This is a genomic window from Pseudomonas sp. 2hn, from assembly GCF_019646095.1.
In the GTDB taxonomy this organism is placed as follows: Bacteria; Pseudomonadota; Gammaproteobacteria; order Pseudomonadales; family Pseudomonadaceae; genus Aquipseudomonas; species Aquipseudomonas peradeniyensis.
Genome location: NZ_CP081016.1, coordinates 4,578,306 through 4,594,221 on the forward strand (window position 1 = coordinate 4,578,306; position 15,916 = coordinate 4,594,221).

At 64.0% G+C, this 15,916-nt stretch carries 12 protein-coding genes; 9 read left to right on the forward strand and 3 right to left on the reverse strand.

Translation table 11 applies throughout. From position 1 onward, the window contains the following. Positions 1 to 253: 253 nt before the first annotated feature. Complete coding sequence (glpD, locus tag K2O50_RS20745) at positions 254 to 1,783, forward strand: glycerol-3-phosphate dehydrogenase (protein WP_050704016.1); 1,530 nt, start codon at positions 254 to 256, stop codon at positions 1,781 to 1,783. Here glpD and K2O50_RS20750 read toward each other — a convergent pair whose 3' ends face one another. Then, positions 1,784 to 5,914, reverse strand: coding sequence for an NEL-type E3 ubiquitin ligase domain-containing protein (locus K2O50_RS20750; protein ID WP_220689936.1), 4,131 nt, complete (start codon positions 5,912 to 5,914; stop codon positions 1,784 to 1,786). It abuts the gene before it with no gap. A 319-nt stretch (positions 5,915 to 6,233) separates the two neighbouring features. On the opposite strand from K2O50_RS20750, the gene K2O50_RS20755 reads away from it, so the two are divergent. From K2O50_RS20755 to K2O50_RS20785, 7 genes are all read left to right on the forward strand, one after another. Beyond that, positions 6,234 to 7,151 carry a glutamate/aspartate ABC transporter substrate-binding protein gene (locus tag K2O50_RS20755; protein WP_050704015.1) on the forward strand — a complete coding sequence of 306 codons (918 nt, stop codon included), beginning with the start codon at positions 6,234 to 6,236 and terminating at the stop codon, positions 7,149 to 7,151. Between the two features lie 147 nt (positions 7,152 to 7,298). Then, complete coding sequence (locus tag K2O50_RS20760) at positions 7,299 to 8,045, forward strand: amino acid ABC transporter permease (protein WP_023629014.1); 747 nt, start codon at positions 7,299 to 7,301, stop codon at positions 8,043 to 8,045. Further along, complete coding sequence (locus K2O50_RS20765; RefSeq protein ID WP_011532506.1) at positions 8,046 to 8,717, forward strand: amino acid ABC transporter permease; 672 nt, start codon at positions 8,046 to 8,048, stop codon at positions 8,715 to 8,717. Next, positions 8,714 to 9,448, forward strand: a complete 735-nt coding sequence (locus K2O50_RS20770) for an amino acid ABC transporter ATP-binding protein (protein WP_050704014.1) — start codon at positions 8,714 to 8,716, stop codon at positions 9,446 to 9,448. Before K2O50_RS20765 ends, K2O50_RS20770 begins: the two co-directional genes overlap by 4 nt. Before the next feature lie 68 nt (positions 9,449 to 9,516). After that, a complete protein-coding gene (locus K2O50_RS20775) occupies positions 9,517 to 11,421 on the forward strand; it encodes an ATP-binding protein (protein WP_050704013.1) in 1,905 nt (634 codons plus the stop codon). A 47-nt stretch (positions 11,422 to 11,468) separates the two neighbouring features. Then, positions 11,469 to 12,746 carry a sigma-54 dependent transcriptional regulator gene (locus K2O50_RS20780; protein WP_238349771.1) on the forward strand — a complete coding sequence of 426 codons (1,278 nt, stop codon included), beginning with the start codon at positions 11,469 to 11,471 and terminating at the stop codon, positions 12,744 to 12,746. Between the two features lie 27 nt (positions 12,747 to 12,773). Further along, positions 12,774 to 13,109, forward strand: coding sequence for a GlpM family protein (locus K2O50_RS20785; RefSeq protein WP_050704011.1), 336 nt, complete (start codon positions 12,774 to 12,776; stop codon positions 13,107 to 13,109). A gap of 209 nt (positions 13,110 to 13,318) precedes the next feature. On the opposite strand, the gene K2O50_RS20790 is transcribed toward K2O50_RS20785, so the two are convergent. After that, complete coding sequence (locus K2O50_RS20790; RefSeq protein ID WP_050704010.1) at positions 13,319 to 14,314, reverse strand: alpha/beta fold hydrolase; 996 nt, start codon at positions 14,312 to 14,314, stop codon at positions 13,319 to 13,321. Positions 14,315 to 14,511: 197 nt separating this feature from the next. On the opposite strand from K2O50_RS20790, the gene metR reads away from it, so the two are divergent. After that, the gene (gene metR / locus K2O50_RS20795; RefSeq protein WP_050704009.1) at positions 14,512 to 15,429 is read left to right on the forward strand and encodes a transcriptional regulator MetR; all 918 of its coding nucleotides are present in this window, start codon (positions 14,512 to 14,514) and stop codon (positions 15,427 to 15,429) included. Here metR and K2O50_RS20800 read toward each other — a convergent pair. Further along, positions 15,413 to 15,826 (reverse strand): NUDIX domain-containing protein, encoded by a 414-nt coding sequence (locus tag K2O50_RS20800; RefSeq protein ID WP_050704008.1) that lies wholly within the window; start codon positions 15,824 to 15,826, stop codon positions 15,413 to 15,415. The two genes, metR and K2O50_RS20800, sit on opposite strands and share 17 nt — an antisense overlap. Positions 15,827 to 15,916 lie beyond the last annotated feature (90 nt).

Consider the following 15,916-nt stretch of genomic DNA (forward strand, 5'->3'; position numbering starts at 1 on the left):
CCCTGGGCGTGACCGCATGCCTCCCCTTGTGTCACCCACGAGATCGAGCGCCACCCGCGCGGCGCTCGATTTCGGCGACCCTGAAGATCACCTATTTTTCACCCCACCTTTTTCACAAATGTTCATTTACCTGTCATCCGATCAGTTTTTTCTATAAAGACTGACTGGCAGCCGCCTGTTCATTGCGCTAGTATTTTCGAAAACGAACATCAATGTTCATATTCGATGTGAACAGCCCCAGGAGGCCTTGCCCGTGTCCCAGCCCGTTTCGTCCCAGCCACCGCTCCAGGACTGCTACGACCTCGCCGTGATCGGCGGTGGCATCAATGGCGTCGGTATCGCTGCCGATGCCGCCGGGCGCGGCCTGAAGGTGCTCCTTTGCGAAAAGGACGACCTGGCCCAGCACACCTCCTCGGCCAGCAGCAAGCTGATCCACGGCGGCCTGCGCTACCTGGAACACTACGAGTTCCGCCTGGTGCGCGAAGCACTGGCCGAGCGCGAAGTACTGCTGGCCAAGGCGCCGCACATCGTCAAGCCCATGCGCTTCGTGCTGCCCCATCGCCCGCACCTGCGTCCTGCGTGGATGATCCGCGCCGGCCTGTTCCTCTATGACCATCTGGGCAAGCGCAAGCGCCTGGGCGCCTCGCGCGGCCTGCGCTTCGGCCCGGGCTACCCGCTCAAGCCGGCCATCACCCGCGGCTTCGAATACGCCGACTGCGCGGTGGACGATGCGCGCCTGGTGGTAGTCAACGCCATGGCCGCACGGGAAAAGGGCGCGCACATCCACACCCGCACCCGCTGCCTGCGCGCCGAGCGCGTCGACGGCCTGTGGCAGGTAGAACTGCAGCATGCCGACGGCAGCCTGCAGAGCATCCGCGCCCGGGCACTGGTGAACGCGGCCGGCCCCTGGGTCGCCAGCTTCATCAAGGACGATCTCAAGCTCGACGCACCGTACGGCATCCGCCTGATCCAGGGCAGCCACCTGATCGTGCCGCGCCTGTATGAAGGCGAGCACGCCTATATCCTGCAGAACGAAGACCAACGCATCGTCTTCTGCATTCCTTACCTGGATCGCTTCACCCTGATCGGCACCACCGACCGCGAATACAGCGGTGACCCGGCCAAAGTAGCGATCACCGATCAGGAAACCGACTACCTGCTAAAGGTGGTCAACGAGCACTTCAACCACCAGCTCAGCCGCGCCGATATCCTGCACACCTATTCCGGCGTACGTCCGCTGTGCAACGACGAGTCGGACAACCCGTCGGCCGTGACCCGCGACTACACCCTGGCACTGTCCGCTGCCCAGGGCGAGGCACCGCTGCTGTCGGTATTCGGTGGCAAGCTGACCACCTACCGCAAACTCGCCGAGTCGGCCATGGCCGAACTGCAACCGTTCTTCACCCAGATGCGTGGCAGCTGGACTGCCGGTGCCCCCCTTCCGGGCGGCGAAAGCATGACTACCGTCCAGGCCCTGGTTGATGCCGTGCTGGCACGCCATGACTGGTTGCCGGTGGATATTGCCAAGCGTTGGGCCGTGACCTACGGCAGCCGCGTATGGCGTCTGCTCGAAGGCGTGGAAGGCCCAGAAGGCCTGGGGCAATCGATTGGCGGCGGGCTGTTCAGCCGTGAGGTGGACTATCTGCGCGAGCAGGAATGGGCGGTTGACGCCGCCGACATCCTCTGGCGCCGGACCAAGCTCGGTCTGTTCACCTCGGCCGCCGAGCAGCAGGCACTCGAGGAGTACCTGCTGCAGAACCAGACTCGCGTCCAGGCCGCCTGATCACCCCTCGACGGCAGGTACGACCGGCAGGAGGCGAGCATACGCCTCCTGTGCCAGGCTCAGGCGCAGCGCCTGCAACGAGGCTTCGTACTTAACCCGCAGGGCCTCGGAACGAACCAGGTACATCTGTTCGGAGAGCGCCGCGGCCTGTGTAAGCTGCTCATCCAGGGCAGAGACCAAGGCATCTACCTTCTCCGGATAGCGCGCATGCACAAAGCTGTCCCAGAATGGTCGTTGCGCCAAAGCCTCGCTCAGCCGTTGCGGTGTCTCTTCCCGCCGGACCTTGAGCATGGCCGTATTCAGATCACCCGGTGACACCCTGGCATCCGTCAGGTAATACATACCGTCAGGTTGGGCGGGAAGGCCCAATGGCCCGGCAAGATGCGTCCGGTAGGCCATGTAGACTTCGATCGGGTCCACCTCCCCGCCCCGACGTTCGAGCTCCTGCACCTTGCGTGCAGCGAGGGTATTGACCTCATCCAGCCGATATAACGCCCGACCGGCCTTCAGCAATGCCTCCTCGCGCTCGGCCAGACGCCTCCCCGCCGAAGCACGCTCCACATACAACGTGACCTCAAGCTCACTGAGGATCAGCAACAAGCGATCCTCGCAGGCACGCTCCCCGCCAGCCTGGGCGAACATCACTGCACGCAGCTCGGTGTTCTGCTCGCATGCATCGATCATTCGCCAGATGCGCCTGCGATAGAAATCGGCATGCTCTCGAAAATCCTCGGTCCGGGCAAAATCGGCGAAGAACTGGAACAGCGCCGTCGATTCAGGTTCTTCGCGCAGCCTCAGCCACTGGGCTTCACGCCGACTACGCAGCTTGCCCGTGCTGCCGGCCAACCACAGCTCCCGTGCCGCCTGATCGATCAGTTGGTGCTCGATGGGATGGCGATTGACGGGCTCACGGGACGCCAGGTTCACCAGCGCCTGGCTGGCTTCATCCAGCGGATTGTCATGCAGGACCATCCGCTGCAGACGCAACTGCAGGTTGTGCAAGTCCTGGCGCACATGCTGAATGCTGTTGTTGCGCAGGTCGACCACACCCTGCCAGGGCAACTGCTGAACCCGCTCGGGCAACGTGGCGATCTCGCCCGAATGCAGCGACAACCGACGCAGGTGCCGCAACCCATTCACATCCGGGGCCCAACCGAGCGGGTTATGGCCCAGGTCGAGTTCCCGCAGATTGACCAGGGCCAGCAGGCGCTGGTTGCCGGCACTGTCCATGGCGATCTGGTTGTACCCAAGTCGCAGGTAGCGCAGCGAGGTAAGGCGCTCGATGCCCGCCGGCACCTGGGTCAGCCGGTTTTCCCGCAGGTCGAGTTCCACCAGCCCGGTGAAGCGTGACAGGAAGTCCGCATCGACGTCGGCAAGGTCCATGTCGCGCAGGGTCAAACGGGTCACATGGCCATAGCTGATGCCTGCGGGCAGGCTCGGCAGGCTGCCGACCTGCTCGCCACGGACCATCAGCCAATGTCCACCATCGCCCAGGACCCGACTCTTGCGGCGCCAGCAACGACGCATGACGGTGGCCACGCGCCGGCGCCTGAGCTTGGCGAGTATGCCGCCGCCTGCGCTGCACCAGCTCTGCAAGCCCTCTCGTAGACGGTTCAACTGATGTTTCAGCTGGTTGTAGTGCACCCACGGATCGACATGCCTGGCCAGCAGGTCCAGCAGGTAGTTTTCCAGCTCCTCCTCGCCAAGGGTCGGGTAGATCTGATGAATCCCCCGTCGACTCGCCTGCCGACCACCTGGAGTACGGCCACATAGTGGATATCCCAGGCGGCCGTCGGCGAAACGAGCCGGCGGGCGGATTCCCTCTCCGACCGGCGCCTGCCTGATCAATATGGCTGCCTGCTCACGCTGGGTACCCGCCAATGCTGCCAGCTTGTCTGTCAATGCCATTTCGCCAAGCGAGGCATCACCCAGCAACAGCTTCTGCGACGAATCCAGATGCAGGCATATCGCCTGGATCAGACTGTCCTGCTCCGACGCCTGCGGTAACGGGATGCCGTTACCATCCTGGGCTTGATAACCCTTGGTGCCGCGAACGATATAGCGAGTATCTGCGGCCTCCGCACTGCCGACCTGCGTGCGCAACATCCCCTCACGAGAACCGTCGCGCAATTCAACGCGCACGTTTTCAGACCACGGAGCTTGCTGGTCGACCAACCCCAGGGCCAGACGCTCGCTGTCCAGATTCACCGCGCTTGCCTGGCGCAAGCCAGCGCAAGCCCGATCCAACCGACTGTCACGCATAAACCAGCGCGCGTGCTCGGCGAGCTCCAGCGGGATACGCTGCTTATCGAGCATCTCTGCGAGCTGCCGCCCATTGGCCTGTTCGATGATTTCCTGCGCGCCACGGTGGCTCAGACCGGGGAAGTCCCGTCTCAACAGCAACGCTTCTGGAGTCTCGGTACCTTGCCTGGATCGCACCTCGGCTTCAAAGGCTTCGTCACGCAACGAGGGAAACTGCTCGTGCAGCTGATAGCGCTCCCAGGCATCGAGCAACCGGGCGGGAGGTGAAGCCTGCTGCACATGCAATCGACGCAGGTGCTCCTCGCCAAAACCGGTACCTTCGGCCAGCCGCAGGGCCTGCTCATCGGTCATGTCACTCAGTTCTCGGCCTAGCCGACGCATCAACAGGCCTGTGCCGGACCATTCATGGGGTTCCTTTGAGCCCTTGAACAACTTCGTCTGCCCGGCGTCATCGACTATCGGTACCAGGTTGTCTACCTTCAGCGAACGCTCCATCACCTTCCCGGCCGCCACTCCCCCCGTGGCAAGGATGGCAGCCACCGCAAGGTTCTCGGCCACCCCGAACATATGCTGCAAGGCGGCCTGACGGTCACCTATCGCCCAGTCCTCGTAGCCCTCGTACACCTCGTTGGCGATCTGGGCGGCGGCCACCCCCAGCATGACCTCGCCAAGCACTGGCACGAAGAAGCCCGCCAGATTGAGCAGGGTAAGCCCGGCTTCCAGATAACGCTCGAATCGCTCGCGACACGCGTCGGCGTCTGCTTCCGCGGTGGGCACCGCAAGCACACGCGCGTCATCCAGGATTTTCTCGATACGCAACTTGCGCAGATACGCAATCAACGTGCCTTCGAACGCCAGATGACGCCCATCCAGTTCGACATCCCGGCAGCTATCCGTATCCTTGAGCAGCTTTTTGAGGACAGTGGCGAACACTGGCCTGTCTCGCTCTCGGATGAAACGCATGAAGAAATCGACATAAGAGGGTTGCCGCATGCGCCTGGCCAGCGTCAGGTACAACGCAGACCAGGAGGCATGATGCTGGATGGGCTGTACCGGGTCGTCCGGAATCCAGCTCAGGATACCCGTAGCAGCACCCGCAGCCTGCTCCCGGACTTCCAAGGTCACCACACCTTCCATGCGCTTGCCCAGCAGGTTCAGCTGGCGGTAGGTCAATATGGCCGGATCGCCGGGAACGATCGGTTGAGGCACACACGATGGCAGCAGTTGCAGGTAGGCACGCTCATCGATGTGCCCTTGGAGAATCGCGCGACGCACGGCGACCTCCATGCGGGCCCGAATGTCCTCTTCGATCTGCGCATGAACGGCCTCCTTCGCCAGCGAGTCGCTCGGCTGCAGACACGCCTTTAGCAACTTCTGGTACTGACCGCCCAGGTCCAGTCTGCGGCAGAGTTTCGCGAACTGAGTGAAGCTGACATTCAACTGCTTTTTATCCGCCCCTAGCAATGTGGCCACCGTCAGAACGCCAGGCGTGGTCTGATCCTCGGTGTAGTTGTGCAGCGCCGCACTCAGCAGCTCGCGGTTGGTGGTGCGCCGATACCACAGCTTGGGCGCCGAATTCAGCGGCACCGGGTGATAGGCCTCTTGCACGATCTTCACACTGCTGGCGCGCACATTGGTATCGAGCTTGAGCTGTGTGAGCAGCGCCTGCCTGAGCAAGGGCTCGGCAAACGTATCGAGCGCGGGCACGGGCGCCAGCAATTCACGCATCTTCTCGGCACTTTTCTGCTGCGCCTTGAGTGCGCGATGCAGTCCCTGCAAGCGGTCGACCGCGGCGGTTTGCAACCAAGCCGGCAAACGCTTGGCAATCAACGCATCGATGGAATCGGGGGCAATCTCATGAAGACTCATCCAGCTTCTCCTGATGGGAAAAGCCACAGTTGACCCGCGACCGGCCAAGCCCTGTCGGTAGATAGTTGCATGTCTTCATTCGGATTTCCGAACGGCATTTCACAACGCGTTCGGTTTGACGGACATCAAATGACACCCAAAAACCTTCAACAAAGAGTAATACCTAGTATTTTCGCGGCGTTATCATCAAGGTTGGGGCTTGGCACGACTCATGCTCTACACTTGGAAGCCGAATGCACCACGCTTCATGCTGTATTCGTTGAACGAAAGAGTCCGCCAACGGCTCCATAAAAAAAACAAACACGTCGAGGAAAATTTGATGCGCATCGTTCGTCAATTGCTGGGCGCCGCCATCGCGGCAGCAATCATTTCGTCGCCTGTCATGGCCGAAGAACTGACCGGCACCCTGAAGAAGATCAAGGACTCCGGCACCATCACCCTGGGCCATCGCGACTCCTCCATCCCGTTCTCCTACCTGGCCGGCAAACCGGAACCAGTGGGCTACTCCCATGACATCCAGCTGGCCGTCGTCGAAGCCCTGAAGAAGCAACTGGGCACCGACATCAAGGTCAAGTACAACCTGGTCACCTCGCAGACCCGCATCCCGCTGGTGCAGAACGGCACCGTGGACCTTGAGTGCGGCTCCACCACCAACAACGTCGAGCGCCAGCAGCAGGTCGGCTTCTCGGTGGGCATCTTCGAAGTCGGCACCCGCCTGCTGACCAAGGTCAAGGATGGCCAGCCCTCCTATAAAGACTTCGCCGACCTGGCCGGCAAGAACGTGGTGACCACCGCCGGCACCACCTCCGAGCGCATCCTCAAGGCGATGAACGCCGACAAGCAGATGAAGATGAACGTGATCTCCGCCAAGGACCACGGTGAAGCCTTCAACATGCTCGAAAGCGGCCGCGCCGTGGCCTTCATGATGGACGACGCCCTGCTGGCAGGTGAAATGGCCAAGGCCAAGAAGCCTTCCGACTGGGTCATCACCGGCACGCCGCAGTCGTACGAAATCTACGGTTGCATGGTGCGCAAGGACGACCCGGCCTTCAAGAAAGCGGTCGACGAGGCCATCGTCGCCTACTTCAAGTCGGGTGACGTCAACAAGAGCTACGACAAGTGGTTCCAGCAGCCGATTCCGCCAAAGGGCCTGAACCTGCAGTTCCCGATGAGCGACGAGCTGAAGAAGCTGATCGCCGAGCCGACCGACAAGGCGGCGGACGAGAAGAAGTCCTGACCTCCGGCAAATAGTGGCCTGAAGCGCATCCGCGCGAATCCATCCAACAGGCCACTTAGTTAGTGTCTAACCTTTACATCCGAGGGCGTCGAACGCCCCCGGATGTATCGAGGTGCCCGTGAAACAACCGTCTGAGGGGAAATCCCGATGAATTACAACTGGGACTGGGGCGTGTTCTTCAAGTCCACCGGCGTGGGCAGCGAAACCTATCTGGACTGGTACGTCACCGGCCTGGGCTGGACCATCGCCATCGCCATCTCCGCCTGGATCATCGCCTTGCTGCTGGGCTCGCTGCTCGGCGTGATGCGTACCGTACCCAATCGTCTGGTGTCAGGGATTGCCACCGCCTACGTCGAGCTGTTCCGCAACGTGCCGCTGCTGGTGCAGCTGTTCATCTGGTACTTCCTGGTACCGGACCTGCTGCCCGAAGGCCTGCAGGAGTGGTTCAAGCAGGATCTCAACCCGACCACCTCGGCGCTGATCAGCGTGGTCATCTGCCTCGGCCTGTTCACCGCCGCCCGTGTCTGCGAGCAGGTGCGCACCGGCATCCAGGCGCTGCCCCGCGGCCAGGAGTCGGCCGGGCGCGCGATGGGCTTCAGCCTGCCGCAGATCTACATGAACGTGCTGCTGCCCCAGGCCTACCGGATCATCATTCCGCCGCTCACCTCGGAATTCCTGAACGTGTTCAAGAACTCCTCGGTGGCCTCGTTGATCGGCCTGATGGAGCTGCTGGCGCAGACCAAGCAGACCGCCGAGTTCTCCGCGAACCTGTTCGAAGCATTCACCCTGGCCACCCTGATCTACTTCACCCTGAACATGGGCCTGATGCTGCTCATGCGCATGGTCGAGAAGAAAGTCGCGGTACCGGGCCTGATTTCCGTGGGAGGCAAGTAAATGGACATGGATTTCAGTGAAATCATCCCGGCCCTGCCCGCCCTGTGGGACGGCATGGTCCTGACCCTGCAACTGATGGTCATGGGCGTGGTCGGCGGCATTGCCCTGGGTACCATCCTCGCCCTGATGCGCCTGTCGTCGAACAAGCTGCTGGCCAATATCGCCGGCACCTACGTCAACTACTTCCGCTCCATCCCGCTGCTGCTGGTGATCACCTGGTTCTACCTGGCGGTGCCGTTCGTGCTGCGCTGGATCACTGGCGAAGACACCCCGGTGGGCGCGTTCACCTCCTGCGTCGTGGCCTTCATGATGTTCGAGGCGGCCTACTTCTGCGAAATCGTCCGCGCCGGCGTGCAGTCGATCTCCAAGGGCCAGATGGGCGCCGCGCAGGCGCTGGGCATGAGCTACGGCCAGTGCATGCGCCTGATCATCCTGCCCCAGGCGTTTCGCAAGATGACCCCGCTGCTGCTGCAACAGAGCATCATCCTGTTCCAGGACACCTCGCTGGTCTACACCGTCGGCCTGATCGACTTCCTCAACTCGGCCCGCTCCAACGGCGACATCATCGGACGCTCCCATGAGTTCCTGATCTTCGCCGGTGTCGTCTACTTCCTCATCAGCTTCTCCGCTTCCTGGCTGGTCAAGCGCCTGCAAAAAAGGATCACCGTATGATTTCCATCAAGAACGTCAACAAGTGGTACGGGGACTTCCAGGTACTGACCGACTGCAGCACCGAGGTCAAGAAGGGTGAAGTAGTGGTCGTGTGCGGTCCTTCCGGCTCGGGCAAGTCCACCCTGATCAAGTGCGTCAACGCGCTGGAGCCGTTCCAGAAAGGCGACATCGTGGTCGACGGCACCTCCATCGCCGACCCGAAGACCGACCTGCCCAAGCTGCGTTCGCGGGTCGGCATGGTGTTCCAGCACTTCGAGCTGTTCCCGCACCTGTCGATCACCGAGAACCTGACCATTGCCCAGCGCAAGGTGCTCGGCCGCAGCGAGGCGGAAGCCACCAAGAAGGGCCTGGCCCTGCTCGATCGTGTGGGCCTGGGCGCCCACGCCAAGAAGCACCCCGGCCAGCTGTCCGGCGGCCAGCAGCAGCGCGTGGCGATCGCCCGCGCCCTGTCGATGGACCCGATCGTCATGCTGTTCGACGAACCGACCTCGGCGCTGGACCCGGAAATGGTCAACGAAGTACTGGACGTGATGGTCGAGCTGGCCCACGAAGGCATGACCATGATGTGCGTGACCCACGAGATGGGCTTCGCGCGCAAGGTCGCCAACCGGGTGATCTTCATGGACAAGGGCAACATCATCGAGGACTGCCAGAAGGAAGACTTCTTCGGCAACCCGAACGCCCGCCACGAGCGCACCCAGCACTTCCTGAGCAAGATCCTGCAACACTGAGTCGGCTACAGTGACGCTGCCCGGCCACCTGCCGGGCAGCGGATGCTGGTCGTGACAAGGCCACTGTGATGAAATGCGATCCTTCGCTCCTTCGCCCTGCCCAGCCCGCCGTGAAATCCCGTCTGATCCGCCAACTGCTTGTCCCGCCCCTGGTCATCCTGCTGATGGTCGGGCTGGGCTTCGCCGCCTTCCTGATCAGCGAGAGCAATGGCATCCGCACTCTCAGCGAGAACGGCGAGCGTCAGCTGGAGCTGCATGCCCGCACCGTCGAAAGCGAAATCAGCAAGTACACCTACCTGCCCAGCCTGCTGGAGCTGGAAGACAGCGTCTCGCGCCTGCTCACCGACCCCGAGGCCGGTGACCGCCAGACCGTCAACGAATACCTCGAAGGCCTGAACCGGCGCAGCCGCAGCCGGGCGATCTTCGTCCTCGACACCAACGGCCGGGTCCAGGCCACCAGCAACTGGCGCGACGCCGACTCCTTCCTCGGCGAAGACCTGGCGTTCCGAGCCTACTTCCAGGTCGCCGTGCGCGGCGAGCCGGGGCGCTTCTACGGCATCGGCAGCACCACGGGCGAGGCCGGCTACTACCTGGCCCACGGGCTGGAGGAGCACGGCAAGATCATCGGCGTGGCGGTGATCAAGGTGCGCCTGGACACCCTTGAGGAGCGCTGGCAGCGTGCCCGCCTGGAGGCCTTCGTCAGTGATGAGAACGGCATCATCATCCTCTCCAGCGACCCGGCCCGGCGCCTGAAATCGGTACGCCCGTTGACGCCGCAGATCAAGGAACGCCTGGCGCGCAGCCTGCAGTACTACTGGTGGCCGCTCAACGAACTGCAACCGCTGGCCCGCGAAACCCTGGCCGACGGCGTGGAGAAGCTCACCTTCCCGGCCAACAGCGAGACCGACCAGGGCAAGCAACGTGAGGTGTCCTACCTGGCCCAGACCCGCCGCCTGGTCGACACCCCCTGGCATTTCACCCTGCTCACCCCGTTGCAGGACCTGCGCCGCGAATCGATGATGCAGGGGATCCTGGTGGGCGTGGCCTTCGCCCTGCTGGCGATCCTGGCCATCGCCTGGAACGAGCGGCGCAAGGTGATCGCCACCCGCCTGGCCGCCCGCGAGGCGCTCGAAGAAGCCAACAGCCAGCTGGAACGCAAGATCACCGAGCGCACCGCCGACCTGCGCGCCAGCAACGAACGGCTCAAGGGCCAGATCCGCGAGCGCCGCCACGCCGAGCAGACCCTGCGCCACGCCCAGGATGAACTGGTCCAGGCCGGCAAGCTGGCAGCCATCGGGCAGATGTCCACCAGCATCGCCCACGAACTGAACCAGCCGCTGGCGGCCCTGCGCACCCTGTCCGGCAACACCGTGCGCTTCCTTGAGCGCGGCGCGCTGGAAACCGCCAGCGCCAACCTGCGCACCATGAACGACCTGATCGACCGCATGGGCCGCATCACCGCCAGCCTGCGCTCATTCGCCCGACGTGGCGACGACAGTGGCCAGGCCTCGTTGGAGAAGGCCGTGGAGGCCACCTTGCAGGTGCTGGCCAACCGCATCAGCGCCTGTCATCTGCAACTGCACCGGCAGTTCGACGACCAGCTGCTGGCCATCGACCAGACCCGTCTGGAACAGATCCTGGTCAACCTGATCGGCAACGCCCTCGACGCCATGGCCACCCAACCCCTGCCGCAACTGTGGCTGGAAGGCGAAGTCCAGGGCGACAAGTACCGCCTGCGGGTGCTCGACAACGGCCACGGCATCGATGCCGAGGCGCGCAAGCACCTGTTCGAACCCTTCTTCACCACCAAACCGGGCGAGCATGGCCTGGGCCTGGGCCTGACCCTGTCGGCGAGCCTGGCCACCGCCGCCAAGGGTACACTGAGCGTCGAACATCCCGCCGGTGGCGGCACCGCGTTCGTGCTTGCCCTGCCCCTGGTCACGCCCCCTAGCGAATTGGCTGAGCCTCTATGAAACAAGCCCCTCTCACCGTCCTGATCGTCGAAGACGACCCGCACGTGCTGCTCGGCTGCCAGCAGGCGCTGGCCCTGGAAGACATCGCCTGCGAAGGCGTCGGCAGCGCCGAACAGGCCCTGGAGCGCATCGGCGACGACTTTGCCGGTATCGTCGTCAGCGATATCCGCCTGCCGGGCATCGATGGCCTGGAACTGCTCAACCGCCTCAAGGCCCGCGACCGCAGCCTGCCGGTGGTGCTGATCACCGGCCACGGCGACATCGACATGGCGGTCGGCGCCATGCGCAACGGCGCCTATGACTTCATGGAGAAACCGTTCTCGCCCGAGCGCTTGGTCGAGGTGGTGCGCCGCGCCCTTGAACAGCGCGGCCTGTCTCGCGAGGTGTTCGCCCTGCGCCGCCAACTGGCCGAGCAGAGCAGCCTGGAAGGGCGCATCATCGGCCGTTCGCCGGCCATGGAGCAGTTGCGCGAACTGATCGCCAACGTCGCCGACACCTCGGCCAACGTGCTGATCGAAGGCGAGACCGGCACCGGCAAGGAGCTGGTCGCCCGTTGCCTGCACGACTTCAGCCGGCGCCAGGGCCAGCCATTCGTGGCGCTGAACTGCGGCGGCCTGCCGGAGAACCTGTTCGAAAGCGAAATCTTCGGCCACGAGGCCAACGCCTTCACCGGCGCCGGCAAGCGCCGCATCGGCAAGATCGAACATGCCAATGGCGGCACGCTGTTCCTCGACGAGGTCGAGAGCATGCCGATCAACCTGCAGATCAAGCTGCTGCGCGTGCTGCAGGAGCGCACCCTGGAACGCCTGGGCTCGAACCAGAGCATCCCGGTGGACTGCCGGGTGATCGCCGCGACCAAGTCCGACCTTGCCACGCTCGGCCAGAGCGGCCAGTTCCGCAGCGACCTGTACTACCGGCTCAACGTGGTCACCCTGGAGCTGCCGCCGCTGCGCGAGCGCCGCGAAGACATCCTGCAACTGTTCGAGCACTTCCTGCAGCAATCGGCCCTGCGCTTCGATCGCGAGGCGCCGGAGCTGGACAGCCAGACCCTGTCGCGGCTGATGGCCCACGACTGGCCGGGCAACGTGCGCGAGCTGCGCAACGTCGCCGAGCGCCATGCCCTGGGCCTGCCCGCGTTCAAGAAGGGTCCCAGTGGTGGTGCCAGCCAGGGACTGGGTTTTGCCGAGGCGGTCGAAGCGTTCGAACGCAACCTACTCAGCGACGCGTTGCAGCGCACCGGCGGCAACCTGAGCCAGGCCAGCCAGGAGCTGGGCATGGCCAAGACCACGCTGTTCGACAAAGTGAAGAAGTACGGCCTCGGCTGATCGGCAACCTGACCCTGGAAGTTCAACGTGGACCTGGTATTCAAAGCGGCCCTGGGCGCCGGCGTGGTGGTGCTCCTGGCGATCCTGTCGAAGACCCGCAACTACTACATTGCCGGCCTGGTGCCGCTGTTTCCCACCTTTGCCCTGATCGCCCACTACATCGTCGGCAAGGGGCGATCGCTGGAAGACCTGAAGACCACCATCCTGTTCGGGATGTGGTCGATCATTCCGTACTTCGTGTACCTGGCAACCTTGTACGTGCTGGTCGACCGCCTGCGCCTGGAAGCGTCGCTGGCACTGGCCACGGTGGCCTGGCTGGTGGCGGCGACGGTGCTGGTAAGCGTTTGGGTAAGAATGCACTGAGCGTACCGCAGGGCTATCGTGGGAGCGGGCTTGCCCCGCGATGGGCTCAAGTGTCCTGTCTCGGAAATAAGCTGTTCACTTTTGGCGGCGTCTTGGGCGCCCGGCCGGCGTTGCCACTCCTCGCCATAGCCCTGCTATGACTCGTCGCGGCGCCTTGGCCGGACACCCAAGCCACTCGCCAAAAGAGAACGTATTTCCGAGACAGGACACTAGAGCCGGGCGATATGCGTGACATCCTGCCGATGCGCCTGTAGGTAGGGTAGGACCGCCCCCAGCAACGGCGCCTTGAACGGCTCCTGGAAACGATGCGCCAGCCCCGGAATCAGCCGCAACTGACTGCCCCGGATATGCGCCGCCAGATGCACCCCGTGCATCACCGGCAGCAACGGATCGGCGGTGCCATGCACCACCAGCGTCGGCACCCGCAGCTGGTTGAGCAGCTCGACCCGACTGGGTTCGGCAAGGATCGCCATGATCTGGCGCTTGACCCCTTCCGGATTGAACGCCCGGTCATAAGCCACGGCGGCTTGTTCGAGCAGCGCAGCCCGATCATCCCGCACCTCGGGGCTGCCCAGCGCCGCCAGCAGGTCGGCTTGCTGTTCGATGGCCACTTCGCGACTCGGCGCGCTGCGCCGCGCCAGCAACTGCACCAGCGCCGGATCCGGCGTCGGCAGGCCGGCGGCCCCCGAACTGGACATCACCAGGGTCAGGCTGCTTACCCGCTCCGGGGCCATGGCCGCCAGATGCTGGGCAATCATGCCACCCATGCTCACGCCCAGCACATGGAACTGGCGGATCCCCAGGGCATCCATCAGGCCCAGGCCGTCACCGGCCATGTCGGTGAGGGTATAGGGCGCCGACACCGGCAGGCCCAGCTTGTAGCGCAGCAGTTCGACGGTCAGGTTGGCCGAGGCCGGCAGCTGGTTCCAGCGCGACAGGCCGACATCACGGTTGTCGTAGCGGATCACCCGAAAGCCTTGGCGGCACAGCGCCTCGACCACATCGTCCGGCCAGTGGATAAGCTGCCCGCCCAGGCCCATGACCAGCAACAGCGCCGGATCGCGGGGCGCGCCGACGCTCTGGTAGACCAGGCTCAGCTCACCGAGCTCGGCCCGTTGCACCGGCACATGGACGTCGCAGCGACCCTCGGCGAAGCTCGCCGGCACGCTGACCAGCAGCAAGAAGAAAAGTAGTAAAGCCCGCATGAAAGAAACACCAGAATGCAGATCCCCAGTAGAGCGCGAGTCTGATGAAATCCGTTCGGGCGCGCTGCCACAAAACCGTGACAGTTTCATGAACCTTGCCGAGCGGTCGTGTGCATCCTGTTGTCGACAGCGCAGGGCAACATGAGGGAAACTCAACGAAACCTCGTTTTAGCTCAAAGAATGCTCACGGAGCCGTCGTGCTGGAAATCCGCCACCTGAAAACCCTTCATGCCCTACGCGAAGCCGACAGCCTGGTGGAGGCCGCCGAGCGCCTCCACCTGACCCAGTCGGCGTTGTCGCACCAGTTCAAGGAGCTGGAGGAACGCCTGGGCCTGCCGCTGTTCGTGCGCAAGACCAAGCCCATCCGCTTCACCAGTGCCGGCCTGCGCCTGCTGCAACTGGCCGACGCCACCCTGCCGCTGCTGCGCGGCGCCGAGCGCGACATCGCCCGCCTGGCCGGCGGCACCGCCGGACGCCTGCACATGGCAATCGAGTGCCACAGCTGCTTCCAGTGGCTGATGCCGACCATCGACCAGTTCCGCGACGCCTGGCCGGAGGTGGAGCTGGACCTGGCCTCGGGCTTCGCCTTCGCCCCGCTGCCGGCCCTGGCCCGTGGCGACCTGGACCTGGTGGTGACCTCCGACCCGGTGGACCTGGCCGGCATCACCTACGTGCCGCTGTTCACCTACGAGGCCATGCTCGCCGTGGCCAACCAGCACCCGCTGGCCAGCAAGCCATACATCGTGCCCCAGGACCTGCTCGACCAGACCCTGATCACCTACCCGGTGGAACGCGACCGCCTGGACATCTTCACCCGCTTCCTGGAGCCGGCCGACATCGAGCCGGCGGCGGTGCGCACCTCGGAGCTGACGGTGATGATGATGCAACTGGTGGCCAGCGGCCGCGGCGTGTGCGGCATGCCGCACTGGGCGCTGCACGAGTACAGCTCGCGAGGCTATGTGAAGGGCAAGCGCCTGGGCGAGAAAGGGCTGTTCGCCACGCTCTATGCCGCAGTGCGCACCGACATGCTCGATGCGCCGTACATGCGCGACTTCCTGCTGACCGCCAAGGACACCTCGTTCGCCACCCTGGACGGGGTCAGCGCGGTGCGTTGAGGCCTTCGCGCCACAGCGGCAGGATCAGGTCGCGAGTCAGGGGGGCCAGGTTCAGGTCCGTCGCCTGGTCGGCGGTCAGCCAGGTCACCTCTTCGATTTCCGCCGCCGGGTTTACCGTCGCGGTGCATTGGACGCGAAACAACTCGGCCTGCACCTCGAAGCCCGGCTCGTTGGCGGCCGGGGCGCTGAAACGGCCCAGGTGAATGGCCTGGGCCGGATCGACGCGCAGGCCCAGCTCCTCGTGCAGCTCGCGTACCAGCGCCTGGGCCGGCGACTCGCCTGCATCGATCTTGCCGCCGGGCTGCATGAACGCCAGGGTGCCGCGCTTGCGCACCAGCAGAGTGCGGCCTTGCGCGTCGATGAGCAGGGCGGCGGCGATGCGGATGGTGTTGGGCATGGTGGACTCACAGACAGATGAAGGGACGCAGGATACCTGACAAGGCCCTATCGCGGGGCAAGCCCGCTCCCACGACAGCCCTGCCGAATA